The sequence below is a fragment of the Micromonospora sp. NPDC092111 genome, assembly GCF_044755745.1.
In the GTDB taxonomy this organism is placed as follows: domain Bacteria; phylum Actinomycetota; class Actinomycetes; order Mycobacteriales; family Micromonosporaceae; genus Micromonospora.
Genome location: NZ_JBIVRQ010000022.1, coordinates 1 through 25,809 on the forward strand (window position 1 = coordinate 1; position 25,809 = coordinate 25,809).

General features: G+C 71.8%; 24 protein-coding genes. 14 read left to right on the forward strand and 10 right to left on the reverse strand.

Going from position 1 to position 25,809, the window contains the following annotated elements:
* Positions 1-175: 175 nt before the first annotated feature.
* The 4 genes from ACIQG9_RS27430 to ACIQG9_RS27445 all read left to right on the forward strand — a co-directional run bounded on the left by ACIQG9_RS27430 (position 176) and on the right by ACIQG9_RS27445 (position 2,749).
* Entirely contained in the window at positions 176-340 is a 165-nt protein-coding gene (locus ACIQG9_RS27430; RefSeq protein ID WP_400407874.1) for a hypothetical protein, read from the forward strand.
* The gene (locus ACIQG9_RS27435; protein WP_400407876.1) at positions 327-1,565 is read left to right on the forward strand and encodes a helix-turn-helix domain-containing protein; all 1,239 of its coding nucleotides are present in this window, start codon (positions 327-329) and stop codon (positions 1,563-1,565) included. The genes ACIQG9_RS27430 and ACIQG9_RS27435 overlap by 14 nt, the downstream gene beginning before the upstream one ends.
* Positions 1,566-1,567: 2 nt before the next feature.
* Positions 1,568-1,807, forward strand: coding sequence for a hypothetical protein (locus ACIQG9_RS27440; protein ID WP_400407877.1), 240 nt, complete (start codon positions 1,568-1,570; stop codon positions 1,805-1,807).
* A 372-nt stretch (positions 1,808-2,179) separates the two neighbouring features.
* Positions 2,180-2,749 carry an NUDIX hydrolase gene (locus tag ACIQG9_RS27445; RefSeq protein ID WP_400407878.1) on the forward strand — a complete coding sequence of 190 codons (570 nt, stop codon included), beginning with the start codon at positions 2,180-2,182 and terminating at the stop codon, positions 2,747-2,749.
* A 3-nt stretch (positions 2,750-2,752) separates the two neighbouring features.
* Here the strand turns inward: ACIQG9_RS27445 and ACIQG9_RS27450 are convergent, their stop codons facing one another.
* Positions 2,753-4,174 (reverse strand): helix-turn-helix domain-containing protein, encoded by a 1,422-nt coding sequence (locus tag ACIQG9_RS27450; RefSeq protein WP_400407879.1) that lies wholly within the window; start codon positions 4,172-4,174, stop codon positions 2,753-2,755.
* Between the two features lie 399 nt (positions 4,175-4,573).
* On the opposite strand from ACIQG9_RS27450, the gene ACIQG9_RS27455 reads away from it, so the two are divergent.
* The 5 genes from ACIQG9_RS27455 (at position 4,574) to ACIQG9_RS27475 (ending at position 8,440) form a co-directional block, all read left to right on the forward strand.
* Positions 4,574-4,753, forward strand: coding sequence for a hypothetical protein (locus tag ACIQG9_RS27455; RefSeq protein ID WP_400407881.1), 180 nt, complete (start codon positions 4,574-4,576; stop codon positions 4,751-4,753).
* Positions 4,750-5,049, forward strand: a complete 300-nt coding sequence (locus ACIQG9_RS27460) for a hypothetical protein (protein WP_400407883.1) — start codon at positions 4,750-4,752, stop codon at positions 5,047-5,049. The genes ACIQG9_RS27455 and ACIQG9_RS27460 overlap by 4 nt, the downstream gene beginning before the upstream one ends.
* A gap of 283 nt (positions 5,050-5,332) precedes the next feature.
* Positions 5,333-6,544 carry a helix-turn-helix domain-containing protein gene (locus ACIQG9_RS27465; RefSeq protein WP_400407884.1) on the forward strand — a complete coding sequence of 404 codons (1,212 nt, stop codon included), beginning with the start codon at positions 5,333-5,335 and terminating at the stop codon, positions 6,542-6,544.
* A 154-nt stretch (positions 6,545-6,698) separates the two neighbouring features.
* A complete protein-coding gene (locus ACIQG9_RS27470) occupies positions 6,699-6,887 on the forward strand; it encodes a hypothetical protein (protein WP_400407886.1) in 189 nt (62 codons plus the stop codon).
* Positions 6,888-7,333: 446 nt separating this feature from the next.
* A complete protein-coding gene (locus tag ACIQG9_RS27475; protein ID WP_400407887.1) occupies positions 7,334-8,440 on the forward strand; it encodes a calcium:proton antiporter in 1,107 nt (368 codons plus the stop codon).
* A 124-nt stretch (positions 8,441-8,564) separates the two neighbouring features.
* On the opposite strand, the gene ACIQG9_RS27480 is transcribed toward ACIQG9_RS27475, so the two are convergent.
* Positions 8,565-9,041, reverse strand: a complete 477-nt coding sequence (locus tag ACIQG9_RS27480; protein WP_400407889.1) for a hypothetical protein — start codon at positions 9,039-9,041, stop codon at positions 8,565-8,567.
* A 75-nt stretch (positions 9,042-9,116) separates the two neighbouring features.
* A complete protein-coding gene (locus tag ACIQG9_RS27485) occupies positions 9,117-10,808 on the reverse strand; it encodes a bifunctional metallophosphatase/5'-nucleotidase (protein ID WP_400407891.1) in 1,692 nt (563 codons plus the stop codon).
* A gap of 1,002 nt (positions 10,809-11,810) precedes the next feature.
* Between ACIQG9_RS27485 and ACIQG9_RS27490 the strand changes: the two genes are divergently transcribed.
* Positions 11,811-13,232 (forward strand): diguanylate cyclase, encoded by a 1,422-nt coding sequence (locus ACIQG9_RS27490; protein WP_400407893.1) that lies wholly within the window; start codon positions 11,811-11,813, stop codon positions 13,230-13,232.
* Between the two features lie 149 nt (positions 13,233-13,381).
* On the opposite strand, the gene ACIQG9_RS27495 is transcribed toward ACIQG9_RS27490, so the two are convergent.
* On the reverse strand, positions 13,382-14,443 hold the full coding sequence (locus tag ACIQG9_RS27495) for an aspartate-semialdehyde dehydrogenase (RefSeq protein ID WP_400407894.1): 1,062 nt from the start codon (positions 14,441-14,443) through the stop codon (positions 13,382-13,384).
* Positions 14,444-14,448: 5 nt separating this feature from the next.
* Positions 14,449-15,714 carry an aspartate kinase gene (locus tag ACIQG9_RS27500; RefSeq protein WP_400407896.1) on the reverse strand — a complete coding sequence of 422 codons (1,266 nt, stop codon included), beginning with the start codon at positions 15,712-15,714 and terminating at the stop codon, positions 14,449-14,451.
* Between the two features lie 301 nt (positions 15,715-16,015).
* On the opposite strand from ACIQG9_RS27500, the gene ACIQG9_RS27505 reads away from it, so the two are divergent.
* Both ACIQG9_RS27505 and leuA read left to right on the forward strand, forming a co-directional pair.
* Positions 16,016-16,786, forward strand: a complete 771-nt coding sequence (locus ACIQG9_RS27505; RefSeq protein ID WP_400407898.1) for a hypothetical protein — start codon at positions 16,016-16,018, stop codon at positions 16,784-16,786.
* A gap of 238 nt (positions 16,787-17,024) precedes the next feature.
* Positions 17,025-18,776: a 2-isopropylmalate synthase gene (gene leuA, locus ACIQG9_RS27510; RefSeq protein WP_400407899.1), complete on the forward strand. Its 1,752-nt coding sequence runs from the start codon at positions 17,025-17,027 to the stop codon at positions 18,774-18,776.
* 99 nt (positions 18,777-18,875) lie between these two features.
* On the opposite strand, the gene ACIQG9_RS27515 is transcribed toward leuA, so the two are convergent.
* A complete protein-coding gene (locus ACIQG9_RS27515) occupies positions 18,876-20,372 on the reverse strand; it encodes an MFS transporter (RefSeq protein ID WP_400407900.1) in 1,497 nt (498 codons plus the stop codon).
* A 107-nt stretch (positions 20,373-20,479) separates the two neighbouring features.
* Here ACIQG9_RS27515 and ACIQG9_RS27520 point away from each other — a divergent pair, with 107 nt between their 5' ends.
* On the forward strand, positions 20,480-21,142 hold the full coding sequence (locus ACIQG9_RS27520) for an HNH endonuclease family protein (protein WP_400407954.1): 663 nt from the start codon (positions 20,480-20,482) through the stop codon (positions 21,140-21,142).
* On the forward strand, positions 21,124-21,498 hold the full coding sequence (locus ACIQG9_RS27525; protein ID WP_400407901.1) for a hypothetical protein: 375 nt from the start codon (positions 21,124-21,126) through the stop codon (positions 21,496-21,498). Before ACIQG9_RS27520 ends, ACIQG9_RS27525 begins: the two co-directional genes overlap by 19 nt.
* An 86-nt stretch (positions 21,499-21,584) precedes the next feature.
* Here ACIQG9_RS27525 and ACIQG9_RS27530 read toward each other — a convergent pair whose 3' ends face one another.
* The 4 genes from ACIQG9_RS27530 to ACIQG9_RS27545 all read right to left on the reverse strand — a co-directional run bounded on the left by ACIQG9_RS27530 (position 21,585) and on the right by ACIQG9_RS27545 (position 25,791).
* On the reverse strand, positions 21,585-22,682 hold the full coding sequence (locus tag ACIQG9_RS27530) for an ABC transporter ATP-binding protein (RefSeq protein WP_400407903.1): 1,098 nt from the start codon (positions 22,680-22,682) through the stop codon (positions 21,585-21,587).
* Positions 22,679-23,665 carry an ABC transporter ATP-binding protein gene (locus ACIQG9_RS27535; protein WP_400407904.1) on the reverse strand — a complete coding sequence of 329 codons (987 nt, stop codon included), beginning with the start codon at positions 23,663-23,665 and terminating at the stop codon, positions 22,679-22,681. The genes ACIQG9_RS27530 and ACIQG9_RS27535 overlap by 4 nt, the downstream gene beginning before the upstream one ends.
* A 112-nt stretch (positions 23,666-23,777) precedes the next feature.
* A complete protein-coding gene (locus tag ACIQG9_RS27540; protein ID WP_400407906.1) occupies positions 23,778-24,734 on the reverse strand; it encodes an ABC transporter permease in 957 nt (318 codons plus the stop codon).
* Between the two features lie 49 nt (positions 24,735-24,783).
* Positions 24,784-25,791 (reverse strand): ABC transporter permease, encoded by a 1,008-nt coding sequence (locus ACIQG9_RS27545; protein ID WP_400407908.1) that lies wholly within the window; start codon positions 25,789-25,791, stop codon positions 24,784-24,786.
* Positions 25,792-25,809 lie beyond the last annotated feature (18 nt).

Below are 25,809 nucleotides of genomic sequence, written 5' to 3' on the forward strand. Positions count from 1 at the left end.
ATCTAACTGACGGTTAGCTTCCTGTTACGCCGACCGCTCTATGGTCCGAGCAAGGACGCGATTGAGCACTACCGGCTTCAGTGCCCGCTGCGGTCGCGTCCCTTGAGCCGGGGCGCGGCGGTGGCGGTCCTTCCAAGAGCACCCGCCGTCGCGTCCCTCCCCAGCGGAGGTAGGGATGAGCGACGCTGTTCCGGTCGAGGACAGAGGCGAGCCGATCCAAGCGGCGGAACGGGAAGCCGCGAGGCAGCGGCTTCTCGCGCAGGCCAAGGCGGAGCGAATACCGGCCGAGGAGACGACCCGGGTGGTGCCGGACCGGCGGTGGCGTCGTGGACAGCAGTGACCTCCTACCCATCGGTCGGCGGGTGGCGTACTGGCGGGGGCGGCGCAAGCTGTCCCAGCAGGTATTCGCCGATCGGCTGGGCAAATCCAAGAGCTGGGTGGACAAGGTTGAGCGCGGTGTCCGGTCGCTCGACAAGGTGTCCACCCTCCAGGACATTGCCGCCGTCCTGCGGATCGACACGGCGGTACTGCTGGGGCGGGATGCCCAGCCGGCCGACGTGACCGAGCGGGCCGAGGGGGTCGAGCGGGTCCGGGCGGCCCTGTCGACGTACGACATTGCTCTGGGTCGGTCGACGGCGCGCTGTCCCGTGTTGCCGGCTGATCGGCTGGCGCGGGATGCCGCACACGCGTGGATTGCGTTCCAGCACGCCCGGTACCCGCAGGTGATCGCGTTGGTGCCGGAGTTGCTGGCCGGCGCGCAGCGCGCCCACGCCGACGACCCGGTGGCGGGGCGGGTGCCGTTGGTGGAGGCGTACCGGGTGACCGCATCGCTGCTGGTCAAGCTCGGCGAGGCCGACCTGGCCTGGCTGGCCGCCGACCGGGCCGAGGCCGACCTGGCCTGGCTGGCCGCCGACCGGGCCATGGTCACCGCGACCGGCGATCCGGTGCTGATGGCCGCCGCCACCGTGCAACTCGGCCAGGTGCTCCGCGCCTCGGGGAGAGTACGGGCGGCCCTGTCGACGACACTGGCCGCCGCGTACCGAATCGCCCCGCCTGACCCCGACGACGCGCGAGCACCCGAGCTGTCGCTGTGCGGAGCCCTGCTCATTCAGGCCGCCCTGGCCGCAGCCCGACACGGCGACGACCACAGCAGCGCCGAACTCATCGACGAGGCCGCCACCATGGCCGCCCGCGTCGGTGACGGCCACGACCACCACCGCACCGCGTTCGGGCCGACGGCGGTTGACCTGGCACGGGTCGCCGCAGCCCTCGAAGTGGGCGACGCACATGACGCCATCGCCTGGCACGAGAAGGTCACGAAGCGAGACGCCTGGCGGTGGCTACCGGTCGAACACCGCGCCGCCCACCTGGTCGACGCTGCCCGCGCCTACCTCCAGGCCGACGACCCGATCAAGGCCGGCCGGATCCTGGTCGACGCCGATCGCATGGCACCGGCCGAGGTACGCCAACGACCCACCGCCCGGTCGGTGCTCGCCCAGGTCGCCCGCGACCCGCACGCCCCAGCGACGATCATCCAGCTTGCCGCCGCCCTCGGGGTGACCTGACCATGACCGCGCCGTTCCTGTCTCTGGCCCAGATCCGCAACCGGCTTATCCTCACCGCCCGAGTGATCCTCCGCGACCACGAACCCGGAGCCGACGCCCGTTGTCCGATCTGCCGGACACCGGACTGCCCGGTGGCGACCGCCGCCCGCGATGTCATCGACGCCGCCGAGGAAGTACAGCAGCGGAGTACAGCAACCGAGCCGACCACACCCGACCGCGACGACCCTCAGCAGGCCGGATGACCTCGGACGACACCCGATCCGACCCGCTCGCCGCCAGTTCGGGACGAAGAGGTCGTCGGTTCGAATCCGGCCACCCCGACAGAGGTCAGGGGCCACTCTCCATCGATGAGAGTGGCCCCTAGTGCATTCGTACGGCGGGCGAGCACCGCACCGGCCTGGCTGGATCAGGCTCACTCGGGCTCGGACCGCTGCCGGGTCTGATTCACGATTGCCCGCAGGAGCGTGGGCGGCAGCCGTCTGCCAGCATCGAGGATTTCCAGGCCGACGACGTGCCCCTCAGGGCTGCCGGGGTACCAAGGAGTCGGTCGGGGTGCCGGAGTTCTCTGGTGAGGTCGAGTGGGGTCCTTTGGTTGGCGGGTCGATACTGGCGGGATGGCGCAGGATCGGGCGGCGGAGTTGACGCGGTGGGTGATCCACGGCGAGCGGGTTGTTGATGACACCCGGCGGGCGCGGTTGAGCATCGCCGAGGTGGAGTTGCCGGATGGCGTGCGGTTCGAGCAGTACGTGATGCGGATGCCGCGTTCGGCGATGGTCGCGGTGTTGGACGACCGGGAGCGTCTGTTGTTGATGCGGCGGCATCGTTTCGTGTTCGACCGGTGGGTGTGGGAGTTGCCCGGCGGGTACGTCGACGGCCAGGAGGATCCGGCGGCCTGCGCGGTGCGGGAGGCGGAGGAGGAGACGGGCTGGCGTCCGGATGAGGTTGAGCCGCTGCTGTCGTTTCAGCCGTGGGTGGGCACTGCGGACGCCGAGAACCTGTTGTTCCTGGCGCGAAGTGCGCGGTACACGGGTGCGGCGGTGGATGTGAACGAGGCTGAGCGGGTCGGCTGGATTCCACTGGTCGAGGCTCGTGAGTTGGTGACGCGGGGTGAGATCGTCGGGGCGGGCACGGTGATCGCGGTGCTGGAGTTGGTCGCCCGGCAGGCGCGGGGCGAGTTGTCGTAAGGGTCAGCGTCGGTTGCCGAGTGTGGCGTCGGCTCGGGTGATGAAGTGCCGGACGGTGGGCCGTCGGCGGTGCGGGCCGAGCTGGTCCTGAAGGTCACGCAGGTAGCGGGTGGCCCGCGCCGAGCGGAGCTGCGTGGTCAGCGTCAACGCCTCGGCTCCGATGGCGCAGGCCCTTTCGGGTTCTCCCCGCTGTACCTGCACGGTGGCGAGCAGTGCGAGGTTGAAGGCTTTGCCGCGTACGTATCGATCGTCCATGCGCAGTGAGCGGGTGGCGAAGCGTTCGGCGGGTACAGGCTTGCCGAGGGCCGCGAAGCAGTGGCCGAACTTGGCGGACAGATACGCCTCGTCGAAGTAGCCGAGCCAGTGTGGGGCGTTACTGCGGTCGGCCAGGTCGAGGGTCTGTTCGGCCTTGTGCAGGGCGGTGGCGCAGGCGCGTTCGTCGGCGGCGGTCGCGTGGGCGTGGGCTTCCATGACGAGCGCTTCGGCCATCAGTACGGGCAGGCCCGCGCGTTGTGCGGTCTGCCGGGCGGCGTGGGCGAGGTCGACACCGGTGCTGTGGTGGCCAAGGTAAGTGGCCTGGTGGCTCATGGCAGCGAGGATCTCTGCGCCGAGGCCGGCGTCGTCGGCGGCGCGGGCGAGGTCCAGCGCATGGATCAGGTAGCGCTGGGCGATGCCGTGTTCGGCCATGTCGTACGCCTGCCAGCCGGCGAGTTGCGTCAGTTCCGCGACGGCGGTCAGCAGTCGGCGTCCGGTCTTCGGGTCGTAGCGTCCGTCGGTCAACAATGGTGTGACCTCGTGATGGAGGAAGCGCGCGACTGCGGTCCGGGCGTGGCCGCCGCCGTACTGGTTGTCGAGCCGGCGGTAGGTCTCGGTCACCTCTCGGATGGTGTCAATGTCGGGTTGACCGACGGCGCGGCGGCCCGGCTGCTCCACTGCCTGCTCATGGCAGGCGGTGAACCACCGTAGTGCGGGAAGCGTGTATCCGGCGGCGCTGAACGTCATCTGCCGCACCATGTCTCGCCGGTTCACATCGCCTTCCCAGAGCTGTACGGCGGTACGGGCGTCGTGCCGCCAGGACCGGTGGGCCGGCGTCTCACTCTGCCGCTGCTCGACCGGCGACGCCATGTCCATCCGACATGAATGATCATGGGGTGCCAGGCCCAGCAGCATCCGCGCCTTGTTGGGCATCCTGCATCCCTCGGCGACGCGTTCCAGCACCTCGATGGACGTGACCTTCCGGCCCGCCATGACGCGACTGACGTATCCCTGCTCCAGGCCCACCGCCGCGCCGATGCGGGTCTGGCTGGCACCGGTCAGCCGAGCGATCCGCCGGAACATCGCCCCGATGTCACGGCGGCGCAGAGCGTCGTGGACGGCAGCGTCCGACCATGCCTCGTCGGGTATCTGGAGCGGATCGAACAGCACACCGGCCCCTAGCGTTGTGGATCGACTACCCAAGGTGCTGTTCCGCAGCCTATGCCGCCGATCGACCCTGATCGAGGCCCCCGATGTCACCGTGACATGGCCCGTAGACATGGGCTCGACCTGGGCCGGAACGGGACAGTGCCGGTATGCCTGTCAACCGTGATCCCCCTCCCATAGCCGATCAATCCGCGGCACGGAGACGTTCTCCGTCGGATCAACGCGCCGGGTCCGGTACGAGGAGTATCTGCTCGCCGTTGCGCTGACCCTGTCACGCCGACATCGGTCGGCCTGGTCTTGGCGAAGGTGGCGGTGGGTATGCCGATGCGGAGCCGAGTTGCCCTGCCGCGCCCGCCACCGAATCCCGATTAACCGCGGTCACTGGCCGGTACAGGAGGACGAGTGAACGACGACCAGGAGCGGACGATCCTCGCGGTCCACATTCGGGGAGTCGACGGAATGTGTGTCGGCTGCCGCGCGTGGTGGTCCCGGTTGACGCCGTACCCGTGCTCGCAGGTCAACTGGGCGACCAGCCGGCGGGCGTGGACGATCACCGCCCGCTTTCTGGCGGGAGCCCGGTGACCGCCCATGGTCCGATCATGCCGATCTGGACCTGTGGCGGCTGCGACCTTCCCTGGCCCTGCCCGACCCGGAAGCGCCAACTGCGAGCCGAATACGGGGGAGCCCCCGTATCGCTGGCCCTCTACCTCGGTGCCTACCTCGTCCAAGCCGCCGAGGACATGCCCTGGACGCGAGCCGGAGCACTCCACCACCGCTTCCTCGGCTGGACCAGAGACGCCAACCGGTCAACGCCAGTAGTACAGCAGCGAAGTACAGCAACCGTGCCAGCCGAACCAGACCGAGACAGCCGTCAGTAGGCCCAATGACCTCGGACGACGCCTCATCCGGCCGGCTCGTCGCCAGTTCGGGACGAAGAGGTCGTCGGTTCGAATCCAGCCACCCCGACCAGGTGTGGGTCGGCGGCAGACGGGATGGCAGCAGTGGTGGTGGGGTGCTTGCGCGAGGTCGGAAGCCCCTTGGCCGGGCGCGGGGGTCGCCGGCATGTGAGGGGTTATGAGGCGTCGAGCTGGTCGGTAGCGTTGGCCGTGGCGGCGGCCGATAGGTCGGTGTTGCGTCCCGCGCTACGCGAGGAGGTTCCGGGTGGATTCCTTGCCGGAGTTGACGTTCGGGCAGCGGTTGAAGGTCTATCGGGAGCGGTCCGGGAAGTCTCGGGCGGTGCTGGGTGGGTTGGTGGGCCGCAGCGCCGAGTGGGTCAAGGCGGTGGAGACGGATCGGATCCTGCCGCCGCGCATTCACATGCTGGATCGGATCGCGCGTGCTCTGAAGATCGACGTGTCTGCCTTGGCGGCGGAGTTGGGCGACCGGTCCGCTGCGGTCAACGGGCCGGAGCATCCGGCGCTGGTGTCGGTCCGTGCGGCCCTGAATCATGTCGCGCTTCCCGATGACGCCCCGCCGGAGTCGTTGTCCGGTCTGGGGCAGCGACTTGCGGCAGGGTGGCGGGCGCGTCATCAGGCGGCGGATCACCGTACGGTGCTGGGTGGTTTGTTGCCGGGGTTGCTGCGGGACGGGCAGCGCGCCGTGTTGGCGTACGAGGGTGACCAGCGGCGGGAGGCGCAGGCACTGTGGGCGGAGACGCTCGGGTTGGCACAGATGTTCATCGCCTACCAGCCTGCCGCCGAGTTGCTGTGGCGGGTGACGGATCGGGCGATGGTGGCGGCGCAGGAGTCCGGTGATCCGGAGGCGATCGCCCGTGCGGGGTGGTTCCTGTGCCAGGCGCATCGGGAGGCCGGCGACTGGGACACCGCGATGAGGGTAACGCTGGAGGTGCTGTCGGCGTTGGAGTCGCGAGCGGCTGACGGGAGCACGAATCTGCTGGCGTTGTGGGGTGCGCTGAACTTCGAGGCTGCGTACACGGCTGCTCGTGCTGGTGAGGAAGGTCGTGCCTGGCGGTACTGGGACCGCGCTGACCAGGTGGCGCAGCGCCTGCCGGAGGACTTCTACCAGCCGCAGACGTCTTTCTCCCGAGTCATCATGGGCGCTCATGCGGTGACCGTGGCGGTGGAGTTGCAGAAGCCGGGGGAGGCGGTGCGGCAGGCCCGTCGGCATGATGCGGCGGCGATACCGTCGAGGCCGCGTCGGGCACGCCATCTCATCGAGGTCGCGCGGGCGCACTACGGCAAGGACGACAAGGAAGCCACCGTGGCGGCGCTGCGGCAGGCGTACGAGTCGGCTCCGGAGACGATCCGCTTCAACGGATACGCCCGCCAGATCACCGTGGACCTGCTCGACGGGCCGCGCTCCACCCGGGATGACGCCCGTGACCTGGCGATGAGGGTCGGACTCGTCTCCTGAGTCAGGGTAGGAACCTTACCCGTTCCACTCCGCCACCGACCGTAGCTTCTCGCTCACGGGATGCGGAGGTCGGTGCGAGTCACGCCCGGTCGCCGTGTCCCTCACCCAGAGGGCGACGAAGCAGCCGCCCTCGTGAGCGACGAGGGAGGGGTACGTGCGGCGCGTCTCGTACGACGGCTACCTGTCCGCCACCGCGTTGACCTTCGCCCGGCGGCATCGGCCGGTGTGGTCCTGGCAGCGCTGGCGGCGCATCTGCGGCTGCGGAGCCGACCTGCCGTGCCGGGCACGGCACCGGATACCGATCAACCGAGGGCACTGGCCGCAGGCGGATGATCAGCGGTGACGACCCACGGCCCGGTACTGCCGATCTGGAGCTGCGGCGGCTGCGACCTACCGTGGCCGTGTCCGACGCGGCGGCGGGAACTGCGCGCGGAGTACGCGGACGCGCCGGTGTCGCTGGCCCTCTACCTCGGGGCCTACCTCATCCAGGCCGCCGAGGACATGCCCTGGGCGCCGGCCGGCACCCTGCACCGCCGCTTCATCGGCTGGACCAGGCAGCCGCCGGAAGCACAGCAGCGAAGTGCAGCAACCGTGCCAGCCCAACCCGACCGAGAAGCACCTCGGTGGGCCACTTGACCAGGGGTCGACGCCCGGCAGGCCACCGGCGGCCTGCTCCACGGCGTGCTGGTCGACGGCAGACAGCGGGCGGCGGCCGAAGCGGGTCGCCACGCCCGGCCGCCGGGGGTGAGCGCGGGGCGTCCGACCGGTTTACCTGGCAAGGTGAACGGCATGGCCGCGCTGATCCGCCCCCGGTTGTCCGACTGGACGTCCGTCGTACCCGTCCTCGCGGTGGTGTTGCTGGCCCTCACCTGGGGCCGCGAGCTGCCCGGGATCGTGGTGGCGGTGGTCGCCGCGTTCCTGGCCGGCGCGGTGCTGGCAGCCGTCCACCACGCCGAGGTGGTCGCCCACAAGGTGGGTGAGCCGTACGGCTCGCTGGTGCTGGCGGTCGCGGTCACCGTCATCGAGGTCGCCCTGATCGTCACCCTGATGATCAGCGGCGGGGACAAGACCCAGGCGCTGGCCCGGGACACCGTCTTCGCCGCCGTGATGATCACCTGCAACGGCATCCTCGGGCTGTCCCTGCTGCTCGGCGCGCTGCGGCGGCGGGTGGCGGTGTTCAACCCGGAGGGCACCGGCGGGGCGCTGGCCACCGTGGCCACCCTCGCCACCCTGAGCCTGGTGGTACCGACCTTCACCACCAGCAAGACCGGCCCGGAGTTCTCCCCGGCGCAGCTCACCTTCGCCGCCGTGGCGTCACTCGCGCTCTACGGGCTGTTCGTGATGGTGCAGACCGGTCGGCACCGGGACTACTTCCTCTCGGTCACCAGCGACGGCAGCGTGGCCGACTCGGACGGCGACGGGCACGCCGACCCGCCGACGACGCGTACCGCGGTGACCAGTCTGGTGCTGCTCCTGGTCGCGCTGGTGGCGGTGGTCGGCGACGCGAAGACCGTCTCGCCCACCATCGAGGCCGGGGTCGCCGCGGCGAACCTGCCGCAGTCCTTCGTCGGCGTGGTCATCGCCCTGCTCGTGCTCCTGCCGGAGACCCTCGCCGCGGCGCGGGCGGCCCGCCGGGACCGGGTGCAGATCAGCCTCAACCTGGCGCTCGGCTCCGCCATGGCGAGCATCGGGCTGACCATCCCGGCGATCGCGCTGGCCTCCATCTGGCTGGAGGGGCCGCTGCTGCTCGGCCTCGGCGGCACCCAACTGACCCTGCTGGCGCTGACCGCCGTCACCGGTGTGCTGACCGTGGTGCCGGGGCGGGCCACCGTCCTACAGGGTGGCGTGCACCTGGTGCTGCTCGCGGCGTTCGTCTTCCTCGCCGCCAGCCCCTGACCCGCACCGGACGGCCGGTGCCGGCGGCATCGGGCCCGGGTCCGGGCCGCCCGCCAGGCGGGCGTCGGCACGGCGGGACGCGTCGCCGGGGCGGGCCGTCGGTGCCGCCCGGTGGCGAAGCCGGTCAGTCGTCGTGCCGCTCGGTGCGGGCGACCTCGGCGAACGCCGCCTCCAGCGGGCCGGCGAGCGGGACACCGGTCACCGCGAGCAGGTCGGCGACGAGCAGCGGGGCGTGCCGGGCGACGGCCGCCGGGTCGGGCGGGGTGTCGTCCTGGCCCGGGTCGTAGACCCCGAGCGCCCCGGCGAGCAGCACCAGCACCACGTGCGGGTCGACGTCGGGCCGCCAGGTCGCGGCGGCCCGGACGCAGCGCTCCAGCACCTGCCGGACGTCGTCGCCATCCAGCCCGTCGGGGTGCGCCCGCTCCAGCAGGAGCCGCACCACCCCGCCGAGGACCAGCCCGGCCCGGTCGGCGCCGGCGAGCCGGAGCACCGCGCGGTCGTACGCCTCGTCGTCGCGGGCCCGCGCGGCGTCCACCGCGTCGGTGGCGGCCACCGCGATCTCGCGGGCGGGCGCGGGCAGGTGTCGCCAGGTCACCGTCACCGGGCCAGCATGGCAGAGCCGGGGACGGGGACGGGCCCCGGAGCGGTCGCTCCGGGGCCCGTCAGGTCGGTGCCGTCAGCCGGTGGTGGTGATCCGGTCCAGGGCCGGCGCGGAGACCGGCGAGGACGCGGTCAGGTACGCCACGAACGCGTCCAGGTCGATCATGCCGGTGACCTGGTTCGTGCCGGCGGTGAGGGCGGTGAAACCGTCGCCGCCGCCGGACAGGAAGTTGTTCACGGTGACCCGGTAGGTGCCGCCGTCGGTGACCGCGACGCCGCCCAGGGTCAGGCTGCCCCGGACCACCCGGGTGCCGGCGCACGGGGCGGTGGTGGTGCCGGTGGTGCCGTTCACGTCGACCGTGTAGCGCACCGTCGACGACGGGTACAGCGTCCGGCCGACGACGAACTGCTGCTCCAGCACGCAGTAGAGCTGCGCGCCGGTGAGGTCCAGCGTCACCAGGTTGTTGGCGAACGGCTGGACGGTGAACGCCTCCTCGTAGGTGACCGGGCCGGCGTCGAGGTCGGCCCGGACCCCGCCGGGGTTCATGAACGCGGCGACCGCGTTCTGCTCGTTGTCGGTGGCGGCGAGCTGCGCGTCGGCGATCACGTTGCCCAGGGCGGACTCGCCTCTGGCCGTACCGAAGAGGGTTTCCTGGTTGCGGTCCAGGATCCCGGTGGTCTGGCCGACGACCTTGGTGGCGACCGGGCCGAGCGCGGCCCGGTACCGCCCGATCAGCGCGGTCTGCTTCGGGTCCTTGGCGACGTTCCGGTTGACCACCACGTTGTTCGCCGTGGCGGTGAGCACGTCACCGGTCCGCCGGTCGATCTTCAGGTCGATGTCGGTGACCAGGCGGCCGAAGGAGCTGGCGCTGGTGACCAGCTTGCCGTTGATCTCGCAGTTGTACGCCTGGTGGGTGTGGCCGCTGACGATCGCGTCGATGGACGGGTCCATCCGGTTGGCGATGTCGACGACCGGCCCGGTAAAGCCGGCGCACCCGTTGATGTCGGTGCCGGTGGTCTGCACGCCGCCCTCGTGCAGCAGCACGACGATGGTCTGCACACCCTTGGCGCGCAGGATGCGGGCGTACCGGTTGGCGGTCTCCGCCTCGTCGGCGAAGGTGAGCCCGGCGACGCCCTGCTGGCTGACGATCTGCGGGGTGCCCTCCAGGGTCATCCCGATGAAGCCGATCTCGACGCCGTCGACCTTCTCGACCGCGTACGGCGGCAGCAGCGGCTGGCCGGTCGAGGTCTTGAACGCGTTGGCTGACAGGTACTGGAAGCCGGCGCCCCGGTACGGGGTGCCGTCGGCACAGCCGTCGACCGGGTGGCAGCCGCCCTTCTGGATCCGCAGCAGCTCGTTGGCGCCCTCGTCGAACTCGTGGTTGCCGACGCTGGCGAAGTCCAGCCCGGCCATGGAGAGCGCCTCGATGGTGGGCTCGTCGTGGAACGCGGCCGACAGCAGCGGCGAGGCACCGATCAGGTCGCCGGCGGCGACCGTGATGGTGTGCTTCTTCTTGGCGGCCTTCCGCAGCTCGGCGAGCTGGGTGGCCAGGTACTCCACGCCGCCGGCGGGCTGGCCGGCGATGGTGCCGCTGGAGCCGGTGGGCGGTTCGAGGTTGCCGTGGAAGTCGTTGATGGCGAGCAGCTTGACGTCGACCGGCTTGGGACCGGCCTCGGCCTGGCTCGGGTGGACGGCGACCGTGCTCAGCGCGGCCGCGGCGAGTGCGGTCAGGCCGATGGCGGCCCGACGCATCCCGGGGACGGACATGGAACTCCTCATGAGGTTCGGCGTGGGACGCTGCCGGGGCGTGGTTCGCCCCGGCGACCCTGATCCGTGCCGTGACAGGGGTCGATCTCGGTGGGCGGCGTTTCGGGGGGTGCCGCTCGCGTCGGGGGACAGCCTCTCATCCCCGGCCGCCGGGGGCGACCGGGCAATGGGATCAGACCTGCGAATACGCGGGGTGTACCGGGCCGTACGGGTGGACCAGTCAGACATGACGGGCAGGTGACGAGGGTCGGGACGATGTCTGCCGAGTGGTTTCCCCCGAGGTGCCGGCGGAACGGCGGGCCCCCGAGCTGCGTCGACACCTGCGGGGCCGACCGGGAGCGGAAGCGGGCCGACCGTCCCGGGGGACCGGACGTCGGCTCCCGGTGCACGGGGAGCCGACGCCGTTCCCGCGGAACGGTCGGACGGCGGTCGGACCTGCCCCTCAGCGCTCCGGCCACCGCGGGTACCACGCTGCCGGGCCGTCACCGGCTCCGGCGAGTCAGCAGTACGTGTAGCTGCCGTTGCGTCTCTTGTTCACACGTACCCCCACGAGTCCACGGGCCGGCGTTCGCATCCACCGGCCACGGAAAGTGGGCCGAGGCTATCCATGCCGGCGACGTGTGTGGACCCGGAACAGCGCCGCGCCGGCAAACCGGACCGCCAGTCCCGGCGACCCGGACCGGCAGTCCCGGCGACGGGACCCTAACGGCGATCATGGGGGACGCGATCGGCCGGCCGGCGGCACCTCTTCCGCCGATCCGCACTCCCCCGCCGGGCGACGATCACCCACCACCCCGCCCGGCCACCGGCACGAGCGGTGGACGCCCGCTGCCGGCGGCGCGACGCGGCAGGGCGGACCGCCGCCCACAGGCCGCGTCCACACCCTGTGGATGAAACATGTGTACGAACCAAATGATCTTGCAGATGCCGGGACGACACCCGCTGAGTACGCTTGATCGCAGCACCCGGCACCCCGCCGGGCCCTCCCCTACCTGGAAAAACGTGGATCACGAGCGAGTAGTCCGGGACGTCACGGTCCGCCTGCCGATGGCGTCGACCGCCGTCGAGGCGTGCCGGTGGACGGTGACCGCGCTCGCCCGGTACGCCCCCGCCACGATCTCCGTGCTGCTCCAGGTCCACGACCGGCTCCGCTGCGTCGCCGCGACCGGGTCGTGGCAGGTCTTCTCCACCGTCCCGCCGAAGTCCGGCATCGTCGGGCGGGTGTACGCCTCCGGCGAGGGCAGCACCGTCCCCGAGGTCGCCGCCGACCCCGACTACCTGCCGCTCCGCCCCGACGTCACCGCCGAGGTCTGCGTGCCGGTGCTCGACCCGGCCGGCCGGCCGATCGGCGTGCTCGACCTCCAGTGGTGCGAGCCGGTGGAGCTGGCCCCGTGGCGGGCGACCGCCGAACGGCTGGCCGCCCGGCTCGGTGCCCGGATCACGGCGCTGGGTGGGCCGCCCGCCGAGAGCCGCAGCGAGAAGCTGCTCCGGCACGCCACCGCGATGACCACCGCCCCCACCGACTGGGACCTGATGGCCGCCGCGATCGCCGCCGCCCGGGACGTCTCCACCCTCTCCGCCGCCGTGCTGGTGCTCGCCGGCCGACACGACCCCCGGCTCGGCGCACCGACCGGCACCCCGGGTGAGCTGGAGGCCCGGATCCGGGCCGAGCTGACCGAGGCGGGGCCCGGCCAGTTGGGTCGGCTGGTGGCCCGGGCACACCGGTACGGCTCGGCGTACACGCTGGGCGAGGCGGGACACCCGCCCACCGAGGAACACCTCCCCCTGGCCCGGGCCGGGGTACGCACCCTGGTGTCGGTGCCGGTCGGCACGCCCGAGGGCGGCGGGGTGCTGCTGGTCGCCGACGACCGCCTGCTCCAGCCCGACCCGACGACGGTCAACCTGATGGAACTGCTCGCCGGGCAGGCGTGGGGCACGCTGGAGCGGCTGCGCACCCTGGCCCAGCTCCGCGAACAGGCCAGCCTGGACCCGCTCACCGGGCTGCGGCACACCGGCACGTTCGGGCGGCGGATCGCGGCGGCCACGCCGGGACGTACCGCCCTACTGGCGATCGACGTGGACGGCTTCAAGGCGGTCAACGACACCTACGGCCACCAGGCCGGGGACCGGCTGCTGGTGGGGCTGGCCCGGGCCCTGGAAGGGGCGCTGCGGCACGGCGACGAGCTGTACCGCACCGGCGGCGACGAGTTCGTCGCGGTGATCGAGGTGGCCCGGCCCGACGAGGCGGTCCGGATCGCCGAACGCCTCACCGAGGCCGCCCGCCGGGTCGGCCGCACGATCAGCGTCGGCGTCGCCCTCCCCCACCCCGGAGAGCCCGCCGAGACCACCCTCCACCGCGCCGACCAGGCCCTCTACGCCGCCAAACACCACGGCCGCGACACCGTCCACCTCTCCACCCCCTGACCACCCGCCCCGCCCTAGCCGCTGCCCTGACCTCGCCCGCCCCGCCGACCCGACCCGACCTTGCCCGGCTCGACCCGGCTCGACCCGGCCCGGGAGGGGCAGGGCCAGCCGCGAGGTGGGGGTGGTGTGAGCCGGGCGGTGGGGCGGGGTCAGGGGCGGGTCAGGTCCTTGGCGAGGAGTTCGGCGATCTGGGCGGTGTTGAGAGCGGCGCCCTTGCGGAGGTTGTCGCCGGTCACGAAGAGGTCGAGGGCCCGGGGGTCGTCCAGGGCGCGACGGATGCGGCCGACCCAGGACGGGTCGGTGCCGACGGCGTCGATGGGCATCGGGAACTCGCCGGCGGCAGGGTCGTCGACCAGGATCACGCCCGGAGCGTTGCGCAGCGCCTCCCGGGCGCCCTCGGCGTCCACCTCGGTGGCGAAGACCGCGTGCACGGCGACCGAGTGGCCGGTCACCACCGGCACCCGTACGCAGGTGGTGGAGACCTTGAGGTCGGGCAGGCCGAGGATCTTGCGGGACTCGTTGCGGATCTTCATTTCCTCGGAGGACCAGCCCCCGTCGGCGAGCGATCCGGCCCAGGGCACCACGTTGAGCGCGAGCGGTGCCGGGAACGGGCCCAGCTCGTCACCGACCGCCTGTCGGACGTCGCCCGGACGGGAGCCGAGCACCCGATCCCCGGCGATCTTGCCGAGCTGGAGGTGCAGCGCGTCCACGCCGGCCTGCCCCGCCCCCGACACCGCCTGGTACGAGGCGAGCACCAGCTCGCGCAGGCCGTACTCGCGGTGCAGCGGGGCGATCGCCACGATCATGGCCAGGGTGGTGCAGTTGGCGTTGGCGATGATCCCCTTCGGGCGGTTGCGCACCTGCTCCGGGTTGATCTCGGGCACCACCAGCGGGACGTCCCGGTCCATCCGGAACGCGCCGGAGTTGTCGACCACGATCGCGCCCCGGCCCACCGCGACCGGCGCCCATTGCGCGGAGACGTCGTCCGGCACGTCGAACATGGCCACGTCGACGCCGTCGAACGCCTCCGGGGTGAGCGCCTGGACGATCAGGTCCTCACCCCGGCAACGCACCGTGCGCCCGACCGAACGCTCCGAGGCGAGGAGTCGGATCTCGCCCCAGACGTTGCGCCGGGAGGAGAGCAGCTCGCACATCACGGTGCCGACGGCACCGGTCGCCCCGACCACGGCCAGGGTGGGCTGCGCCGTCACCGGCGCTACCGTCCTGTCCCCGCGTACACCACGGCTTCGGAGTCGCCGCCCAGCTCGAACTGGTCGTGGATGGCCCGGACCGCCTTGTCGAGGTCGGTGTCCCGGCAGACCACGGAGACCCGGATCTCCGAGGTGGAGATCATCTCGATGTTGACCCCGGCGGCACCGAGGGCGGCGAAGAAGCCGGCCGCGACGCCCGGGTGCGAGCGCATGCCCGCGCCGATCAGCGACACCTTGCCGACGTGGTCGTCGTAGAGCAGGCCCTTGAACTTGACCGACTCCTGGATCTTGCTGAGCGCGGCCATCGCGGTCGGGCCGTCGGCCTTGGGCAGCGTGAACGAGATGTCCGTGCGGCCGGTCCCCTCGGTGGAGACGTTCTGCACGATCATGTCGATGTTGATCTCGGCGCCGGCCACGGTGTCGAAGATGCTGGCGGCGGCACCCGGCTCGTCGGGTACCCCGACGATCGTGATCTTCGCTTCGCTGCGGTCGTGGGCAACCCCGGTGATCAGTGCCTGTTCCACGGGAAGGTCCTCCATCGATCCGGTGACCATGGTGCCGGTGTTGGTCGAGTATGACGAACGGACGTGGATCGGCAACCCCGCGCGCCGGGCGTACTCGACGCTGCGCAGGTGCAGCACCTTGGCGCCGCAGGCGGCCAGTTCCAGCATCTCCTCGTAGGTGATCTGCTTGATGTGCCGGGCGTTGGGCACGATCCGCGGGTCGGCGGTGAAGATGCCGTCCACGTCGGTGTAGATCTCGCAGACGTCGGCGTGCAGCGCGGCGGCGAGCGCCACGGCGGTGGTGTCCGAGCCACCCCGGCCGAGGGTGGTGACGTCCTTGGTGTCCTGCGAGACGCCCTGGAAGCCGGCCACGATCACCACCGCGCCCTCGTCGAGCGCGCCCTTGAGCCGGCCCGGGGTGACGTCGATGATCCGCGCCCGGCCGTGCGCCGAGGTGGTGATCACGCCGGCCTGCGAGCCGGTGAACGAGCGGGCCTCGTACCCCAGGTTGTGGATGGCCATGGCGAGCAGCGCCATGGAGATCCGCTCCCCGGCGGTGAGCAGCATGTCCAGCTCGCGGCCCGGCGGCAGGGGGCTGACCTGGTTGGCCAGGTCGAGCAGCTCGTCGGTGGTGTCGCCCATCGCGGAGACCACCACCACGACGTCGTCGCCGGCCTTGCGGGCGGCGACGATGCGCTCGGCCACCCGCTTGATCCGCTCGGCGTTGGCGACGGAGGACCCGCCGTACTTCTGCACCACGAGTGCCACGACGGCGCACTCCCTCCCAGCGACGACCCTGAGCGTGCCGACGCCGCCGGCTGGAGTCCGGCGGCGCGTGTCAGACCACCCCAGGGTATCGGGCGGTACGCGAGCGCGGGTCGGGTGATCCCACCATCCGGCGGAAGCCGCTGGTCACAGCGGTGTGGCGGAGCGGGACGGGTCGGTCGGCCCGGCGTACCGGGAGCGGTGCCGCCCCGGGCCACGACACGCCGGTCCGGTCGATGCCGGGCGCGGGCCGGTCCCGGACGTCCGCGCGGCGCAGAATGGCCCGGTGCATGCCCATCCGCGCGTGACCCGACGGTCGACCGGCGCCCTGACCCTGTTCCTGCCGGCGCTGCTCGCCGCCTGCTCCGCCGACGGGCCGGCCGCGCCACCGACCAGCACGGCGGCCGACCCGGTCCCGGCCCAGGTGGACGCCGCCCGGGACGAGTTGGCCGCGCTGGCCGCCGCCGCGCGGGACCGGCGCCTGACCGCCCGGTACGCCCTCTCCGGCACCGACGGCCCGACCCGGGACATCACGGTGACCAGCGCGAACGACGGAAGCTGGCGGGTCGACGTGCCCGGTGGCGCGCTCGGCGGGACCGTCGACGTCTCGCTCGCCGCCACCCCGGACGGGCTCTTCCAGTGCGGCCTGCCGTCGGCCGGGCGGCCCGGGGCGGCCACCTGTGTCCGGCTGGGCGACCGGGACGACACGGTGCCCCGCCGGCTGGACCCCCGGGTGCAGCACCCGTTCACCGACTGGCTGGCGGTGCTCACCGACCGGCGTACCCCGTTGTCCGTCTCGGCGGCGAGCGCGCCGGCCGGGGTGCCCGGGAAGTGCTACGCCGTGGAGACCACCTCCGCGTCGCTGAACCCGCCGCTGGACGTCGGCATCTACTGCTACCAGCCGGACGGCACGCCCACCTTCGTGAAGGCCGCGCTCGGCACGTTGACCCTGGCCGGACCGCCCGGCCCGGGGCCGGCCACGGTGCCGCTGGCCGGGCCGGTGGTGACCGGCGAGCCGTTGGGGCCGGACGCGCCCGAGCCCACCGAGACGGCGGCTGCGACTCCGATCTCATAGTCCGGACCCGCCTTCCCACCCCCGGTCTCATCACGTAGGGTCACTCTGTCATGTGGCGGGCGTACCTTCTCCTTGGTCGCCGCGACGGGGCCTGACCGGCCGGCACCTCGTCGCGGAGTCGAACCGCGCCGTCCAGCACATCCGAACTTCTCCTCGGCACCGCCCGGGCACCGTCGCCCGGCACCGCCGACACCTTCCGATTGCTGACGACCCACATGACCCACGGGAGCACTCCGTCATGGCTCAACCTGTCACCGACGCCGAGACCGATCCGATCGCCCGGCAGCGCCCCAGCCGGATGCCGTTCCAGCGCTACCTGCCGTACCAGCAGCAGTTCCGGATCGACCTGCCGGACCGCACCTGGCCGACCCGGCAGGTCGCTGCCGCGCCCCGCTGGTGCGCGGTCGACCTGCGCGACGGCAACCAGGCGCTGATCGACCCGATGTCCCCGGAGCGCAAGCGCCGGATGTTCCAGCTCCTGGTACAGATGGGCTACAAGGAGATCGAGGTCGGCTTCCCGTCGGCCAGCCAGACCGACTTCGACTTCGTCCGGCAGCTCGTCGAGCAGGACCTGATCCCGTCCGACGTCACCATCCAGGTGCTCACCCAGTGCCGGGAGCACCTGATCGAGCGGACCTTCGAGTCGCTGCGCGGCGCGCGCCGGGCCATCGTGCACTTCTACAACTCCACCTCGACGCTCCAGCGCCGGGTGGTCTTCGGCCTGGACCGCGACGGCATCGCCGACATCGCCACCCAGGGCGCGCGGCTCTGCCGCAAGTACGCCGAGATCCACACCCCGGACACCGACATCCACTACGAGTACTCGCCCGAGTCGTACACCGGCACGGAGCTGGAGTACGCGCTGGAGGTGTGCGGCAAGGTCATCGAGGTGATCGACCCGACCCCGGACCGGAAGCTGATCATCAACCTGCCGGCCACCGTCGAGATGGCCACGCCCAACGTGTACGCCGACTCGATCGAGTGGATGCACCGGCACCTGCCCCGCCGGGACAGCCTGGTGCTGAGCCTGCACCCGCACAACGACCGGGGCACCGGGGTGGCCGCCGCCGAGCTGGGCCTGCTGGCCGGCGCGGACCGGATCGAGGGCTGCCTGTTCGGCAACGGCGAGCGCACCGGCAACGTCGACCTGGTGACGCTGGGCCTGAACCTGTTCTCCCAGGGCATCGACCCGATGATCGACTTCTCGAACATCGACGAGGTCAAGCGGGCCGTCGAGTACTGCAACCAGCTCCCCGTGCACGAGCGCCACCCGTACGCCGGTGACCTGGTCTACACCGCCTTCTCCGGCTCGCACCAGGACGCGATCAAGAAGGGCTTCGACGCGCTGGCGAAGGACGCCGAGGCGGCCGGGGTGCCGATCGACGCGCAGACCTGGGCGGTGCCGTACCTGCCGGTCGACCCGAAGGACCTGGGCCGCACCTACGAGGCGGTCATCCGGGTCAACTCGCAGTCCGGCAAGGGCGGCGTCGCGTACATCATGAAGACGGAGCACCAGTTCGACCTGCCGCGCCGGCTCCAGATCGAGTTCTCCGGCGTGGTCCAGCAGGTCACCGACCACGACGGCGGCGAGGTCGACCCGGGCACCATGTGGGAGATCTTCGCCCGCAACTACCTGGTCGACCACCAGGTCGACCCGGCCCTCACGCTGGCCGGCTACACGATCGGGACCGTCGACGGCAAGGTCGAGATCGAGGCCCGGGTCGGTGTCGGCGGCGCGCAGCACACGCTGACCGCCGTCGGCAACGGCCCGATCGACGCGTACGTCAACGCGCTCCAGTCGGTGGGGGTGGCGGTACGGGTGCTCGACTACCACGAGCACGCGCTCTCCTCCGGCGGCGACGCGCAGGCCGCCGCGTACCTGGAGTGCGACGTCGACGGCCGTACGGTGTGGGGCGTCGGCACCGACGCGAACATCGTCACCGCCTCCATCAAGGCGGTCACCAGCGCCGCCAACCGCGCCCGGCACTGACCCGCCGCGCCGCACGTCCCACCCCCGGCGATCCGGGCCTGCACTCACGAGGTGAGCTCAGGCCACGACAGCAGGTCCCGGATCGCCGGGGTGGTGGCCTCAGCGCCGTCGACGCGCCGGTCCGGGGTCGGGTGGGGTGGCCGCCGGGAGGGAGTGACAGGGTTGCGACGGCGGGGCCGTGCGGGGCGGCCGGCGCACCAGCAGCGCCGCCAGCACCGCGCCGGCCAGCAGCAGACCCGCGCACCACAGCATCGCTCCCCGGAACGCGCCGGTCAGTGCGCCGCGCTGCTCGTAGCCGGTGCCGGAGAGCCCGACCAGCAGCGGCAGCGCCGCCACCGCGAGCAGCCCGCCGGTGCGGGACGCGGCGTTGTTGAACCCGCTGGCCACCCCGGCGAACCGGTCCGCCACGGCGGCCAGCACCGACGCGGTCAGTGGGGCCACCACCAGGGTCAGGCCGGCGCCGAAGAGCACCACCCCGGGCAGCACGTCCAGCCAGTACGACGCGCCCGGACCGATCCGGCGCAGCAGGAGCAGGCCGACGGCGGCGACGACCGGGCCGACGGTCAACAGCAGCCGGGGGCCGATCTTCGCCGACAGCGCACCGGCCCGGGCCGAGCCGAGGAGCAGCAGCACGGTCATCGGCACGGTGGCCAGCCCGGTACGCAGCGCCGACCAGCCGATGGCGTTCTGCAGGTAGACGGAGAGGAAGAAGGTGAACCCGCTCAGCGCGGCGTACACCAGCACCGTGAAGATGTTCAGCACCGTGAAGAGCCGGCTGCCGAAGAGCCCGGTCGGCAGCATCGCCCCCTCACCTCGACGCCGCTCCACCAGTACGAACGTCACCGCGGCGAGGACGCCGACCAGGGCGGCGACCAGCACCGGCCAGGAGCTGGCGGCACGGGCCGGGGCGTCGATCAGGGCGTAGGTGAGCCCGCCCAGGGCCAGCGCGCCGAGCAGCGCGCCGGCGATGTCGAACCGCCGCCCGGCGGTCCGCGACGCGTTCTCGTCCCGGCTCTCCGGCACCCAGCGCAGCGCGGCCAGCAGCACCCCGACGGCGAGCGGCAGGTTGATGAAGAAGATCCACCGCCAGGAGAGCGCGTCGATCAGCCAACCGCCGATGAACGGGCCGAGGGCGGTGGACACCCCGGACAGCCCGGACCACAGACCGATCGCCCGACCCCGGTCGTCCGGGTGGAAGCTGGCCTGGAGCACCGAGAGCGAGCCCGGGGTGAGCAGCGCCCCGCCCGCGCCCTGGAGGAACCGGGCGGCGACGAGTTGGTTGGTGTCCTGGGCCAGCCCGCACAGGACGGAGGCGACCGCGAACCAGACCACCCCGATCAGGAAGACCCGGCGCCGGCCGAACCGGTCCCCCAGCGACCCACCGAGCAGGACGAAGGCGGCCAGCATCAGGGCGTACCCGTTCACCGTCCACTGGAGACCGGCCACGGTGGCGTGCAGCTCCGCACCCAACCGGGGGAGCGCCACGTTGACCACGGTGCTGTCCAGGAACACCATGCCGGAGGCGAGGATCGCCGCGAGCAGCGTCCCCCGCCCGGCGGCGGTGCCGGTGCGGAGCGCGTGAGCGGGTGTCGTCATGGGTACCAATGTGCCTGTCCCCCATCGGGCACGCCACGAAATGCAGAAACCGCCCTTGGGTACTGTGCGGGATCGCCGGAAGCCCGCAAGCTGGAGAGGTGTCGTCTGTGCGTACCAGATCAGGAGGCCGCGCGGCGGTGGTGGCGGCGGCTCTCGCCGCGCTGCTCGCCATCGGCGTGGGTGGTTGCGACGTCTCGGTCGACGAACCGGAGGCGCCGCCCGGCAACTCCGGCAACGTCGGTGAGCAGCTCGCGGAGCTGACCGTCGCCGAGGCCGGTTCGATGAAGGGCTACAGCCGGAACCGTTTCCCGCACTGGCGGGACACCGGCAAGAACTGCGACGTGCGGGACAGCGTGCTCCAGCGGGACGGGAAGGACATCCGCCTCTCCGGCTGCAACGTGGTCGGTGGGCGGTGGGAGAGCGTCTACGACGGCCGGACCTTCACCGACCCTTCCGACGTGGACATCGACCACATGGTGCCGCTGGCCAACGCATGGCGCTCCGGCGCCGACGAGTGGGACGACGCCAAGCGGGGCGACTTCGCCAACGACCTGACCCGACCGCAGCTCTTTGCGGTGTCCGCCTCCTCCAACCGGTCGAAGGGTGACCAGGACCCGTCGCAGTGGAAACCGCCGAACCGCGCCTACTGGTGCACGTACGCGGAACACTGGGTGACGGTGAAGCACCACTGGCGGCTGACGGTGACGAGCGCCGAGAAGGCCGCCCTGAGCGACATGTTGGAGGGCTGTACATGGGCGAGCAAGCCGTGACCGGGGCCGGGGCCACCGCCGCCGGGATGACCGCCGACGGCCGCCCGGCGGCCTCCGCCGAGGTGCCCGGCGCCGGCATGACCGCCGACGCGGGCGGCTCCGGAGCGCCCCGGGAACTCACCGCCGACCTGGTCGCGGGTCCCGGCGGGGTGATGACCGACGAGGTCGGCGTGGTGACCGGCGAGCTGACCCTGAAGACCCGCTACGCCGACGGCCAGGTCGCCCTCTCCGTGCAGTACAAGGACGCCGACGAGTGGTACGAGGTCACCGGCGGTCGTGCGCCGCTGGCCGACCCGGCCGGACTGGACCCGGTGCACACCATCGCGGTCGCCCTGCTGGACCGCCCCGAGGGCTGAACCGGCCGGCACAGCCTGGTGTGCGGTCCGGTGGCAGCACGACGAAGGCCCCCTTCCCGGCGCGGGAAGGGGGCCTCGTCACGTCCTTACGGGGTGGGGATCAGCTCACCGGGGTCCCCCGGCGTCGCGCCGTCGTCCGGCCGGACCAGCTCCGGCTCCACCTCGTGCGGGCGGATCCGCCCGGCCGCGATGTCCTCGGCGAAGTGGCAGGCGACCCGGTGCCCGCCGACCACCTCACGCAGCGCCGGACGCTCGTCGGCACAGCGGGTCGGCTGCGCCCACGGGCACCGGGTGTGGAACCGGCAGCCGGACGGCGGGTTGGTCGGCGAGGGCAGGTCGCCGGCGAGCAGGATCCGTTCCCGACGGTCCTCCACCAGCGGGTCCGGCACCGGCACCGCCGACATCAGCGCCTTCGTGTACGGGTGCATCGGCTCCCGGTAGAGGTCGTCGCTGGACGCCTCCTCCACCAGGCCGCCCAGGTACATCACGCCCACCGTGTCGGCGATGTGCCGGACCACCGCCAGGTCGTGCGCGATGATCAGGTACGTCAGCCCGCGCTCGTTCTGGAGGTCCTCCAGCAGGTTGAGCACCTGGGCCTGGATCGACACGTCGAGCGCGGAGACCGGCTCGTCGGCGACGATGAGCTCCGGGTCGAGCACCAGCGCCCGGGCGATGCCGATCCGCTGCCGCTGCCCGCCGGAGAACTCGTGCGGGTACTTGCTCAGCGCCGAGGCGGGCAGGCCCACCGCCTTCAACGTCTCCCGCAGCCGCCGGTCCGTCTCGGCCTTGTCGCCGGCCAGCCCGTGCGCCTTGAGCCCCTCGACCAGCAGCGACTCCACGGACTGGCGCGGGTCCAGGCTGGACAGCGGGTCCTGGAAGATCATCTGCATCCGGCGACGGGTCCGGCGCATCGTCTCGCCCTTGAGCGAGCGGACGTCGGTGCCGTCGAAGACGATCTCGCCGTCGGTCGGCTCGACCAGCCGCAGCAGCCCCCGACCCAGCGTCGACTTGCCGCAGCCCGACTCGCCGACCAGCCCGTACGTCTCACCCGCGTTGATCGACAGCGAGACGCCGTCGACCGCGTAGACGTAGCCGACGGTGCGGTCGAAGAGCAGACCGCTCTTGATCGGGAAGTGGACCTTGACGTCGCGCAGTTCGATCAGTGGTCCCGTCCGTTCGGTCACGGCACCGCCACCTCCTCGGAAACGGGGTTGTTGCAACGCAGGTCGCCGCCGGAGGCGGTGGGCTCCAGCGGGGGCGGGCCGTCCAGGCAGGCATCCACCACGTTGTCGCAGCGGGGCGCGAAGGCGCACCCCTCGACCCACGGGATGTTGTCGGCGACCGAGCCGCGGATCGCGTGCAGCCGCTCGCCACGGACCGAGTCCAGCCGGGGCACCGAGCTGAGCAGCCCGTGCGTGTACGGGTGCCGGGGCCGGGCGAACAGCTCGTGCCGGGCAGCCCGCTCGACCACCTTGCCGCCGTAGAGCACGTTGACCGTGTCGCAGAGACCGGCCACCACGCCCAGATCGTGGGTGATCATGATGAGCGCGGTGCCGGTGTCGTCGACCAACTGCTTGAGCAGGGTGAGGATCTGCGCCTGGATGGTGACGTCCAGCGCGGTGGTCGGCTCGTCGGCGATCAGCAGCCGGGGCTTGCAGGCCAACGCGATGGCGATCAGGGCGCGCTGCCGCATCCCGCCGGAGATCTGGTGCGGGTACTCCTTCAGCCGACGGTCCGGGTCCGGGATGCCGACCGCGTCGAGCAGTTCCCGGGCCTCCCGCAACGCCTTGCGCCGGTCCATCCCCTGGTGCCGTTCCAGCACCTCGGCGACCTGGACACCGATCGGGATGACCGGGTTCAGCGAGGAGAGCGGGTCCTGGAAGATCATGCCGATCTCCCGGCCGCGCCGGTCCCGCATGTCGTCCGGGCGGAGCCTGAGCAGGTCGGTGCCCTCGAAGAGCACCTCGCCGGTGACCGCGTTGCCGCGCCTGGGCAGCAGCCCCATGATCGCCAGGCTGGTCACGCTCTTGCCGCAGCCGGACTCGCCGACCAGGCCGACGGTCTGCCCCGGCTCCACCGTGAAGCTGACCTTGTCGACCGCCGTGAACGGCCGCTCGCCCCGCCGCTGGAACACCACGTTCAGGTCGCGTACGTCGAGCAGGCTCATCGGGTCACTTCCTCACTGGGCTGGTCTTTCGCTCCCGACGGCGAGGCTGACAGGCGCACTCCTCGCGCTCGCCGGCAGCGTCCGCCGGCCGTGCTGGTCCCTCGCACCGCCGTCACCGCCGGTTCTTCGGGTCGATCGCGTCGCGCATCGCCTCACCCAGCAGGGTGAAGCCGAGCGCGACCACGATGATCGCGAGCGCCGGGAAGTAGGCCAGCTCGGGGCGGACCTCGAAGTAGCGCTGGCCGTCCACGCCGAGCATCAGGCCCCACTCGGCCCGGTTGATGTCGGGGTCACCGAGGCCCAGGAAGGACAGTGCCGCCGCGTCCAGGATCGCCACCGCGAAGGTCAGCGTGGCCTGCACGATCACCGCGGTCAGCGAGTTGGGCAGCATGTGCCGGAGCACGATGTTGCGCTCCTTGACGCCGAGCGCCCGCGCGGCCAGCACGTGGTCGCTCTCCCGCTGGGCCAGCATCGAGCCGCGCAGCAGCCGGGCGAAGATCGGCACGTTGACGATGGCCACCGCGAAGATGACCGTCCACTGGCTGGACCGGCTGGCCATCGCGACCAGGGTGATCGCCAGCAGCAGGCTGGGCAGCGCCAGCATCACGTCGGTGAGCCGCATGAGCACCACGTCGACCCAGCCGCCGAAGGCACCGGCGAGCGCGCCGAACAGCACCCCTAGGGTGAGACCGATCAGGGTGGCGAGCACACCGACGAAGAGCGTCTGCCGGCTGCCGTGGATGAGCCGGGAGAGGAAGTCACGGCCCAGCGGGTCGGAGCCGAGCGGGAACTCGGCGCTGGCGCCCGGGATGCTGTCGACGGTCAGGTTCTTGGTCAGCTCGTCGAACCGCTGCACGGGGTCGTGCGGGGCGATCAGCGGGGCGAAGACCGCCACCAGGACGAAGAGACCGACGACGACGGCACCGACGATGGCCACCGGGTTACGGCGGAGCCGGCGCAGCGCGTCCCGGACGAGGCTGACGCCGCCCTTGTCGGCGGTCGCCTGGGCCAACTCCGCCAGCCGCGCCTTCTTCCGGTCGCCGAGCAGACCGATGCTGCGCTCACTCATGCCGCCGCCTCGCTTAGCTCGCCGCCGGTACCTGGCGTGATCCGCTCACTCATCGCACACGCACCCTCGGGTCGATGAAGGCGTAGGAAAGGTCGACCAGCAGGTTGACCAGCACGAAGACCAGCGCGGCCAGCAGGATGATCGCTTGGAGCACCGGGTAGTCCCGGCCGCCGCTGATCGAGTCGGTGATCAGGGTGCCGATGCCGCCCCAGTTGTAGACCTTCTCGGTGAGCACCGCCCCGGAGAGCAACGCACCGGTCTGCAGGCCGATGGTGGTGACCACCGGCAGCAGGGCGTTGCGCAGGATGTGCCGGCCCCGGATGGTCCGGTGTCGCAGCCCCTTCGCCTCGGCGGTCCGCACGTAGTCCTCGTTGAGCACGTCGAGCACGCTGGCCCGGGTGATCCGCACGATCACCGCCAGCGGGATGGTGGCCAGCGTGACCGCCGGCAGGATCAGGTGCCAGAGCGCGTCGGCGCTGACGTCGAACTCCCGAGTGAGCAGGCCGTCGAGCACGAAGAACCCGGTGACCTCGGTGTTGTCCAGGCCCGTGGTGAGCCGCCCGGACGGCGGGAACCAGTGGATGTTCTGGGTGAGCAGGTCCTTGAGCAGGTAGCCCAGGAAGAAGATCGGGATCGAGATGCCGAGCAGCGTGCCGGCGATGGTCAGGTTGTCGATGCTGCGACCCCGCCAGCGGGCGGCGAGGTAGCCCAGCGGCACGCCCAGCCCGACCGCGATGATCATCGCGGCGAGGGCCAGCTCGATGGTGGCCGGGAAGGCCCGCCCGATCACCTCGGTGACCGGGTCACCGGTGCGGATCGAGTTGCCCAGGTCCCCGGTGAGAACCCGCTGCATGAACTTGCCGTACTGCACGAGGATCGGCTGGTCGTAGCCGAGGGCCTTGATCAGCAGCGCCCGACGCTCCGGGGTGGCCCGCTCGCCGAGCAGTGCCTCCACCGGCCCACCGGGCAGGTTCCGCAGCCAGATGAAGATCAGCGCGGACAGCGCTATCAGCGTCACCACCAACTGCAGCAGGCGGCGGACTATGACTCGCAACATCTCTCACACACCAGACTC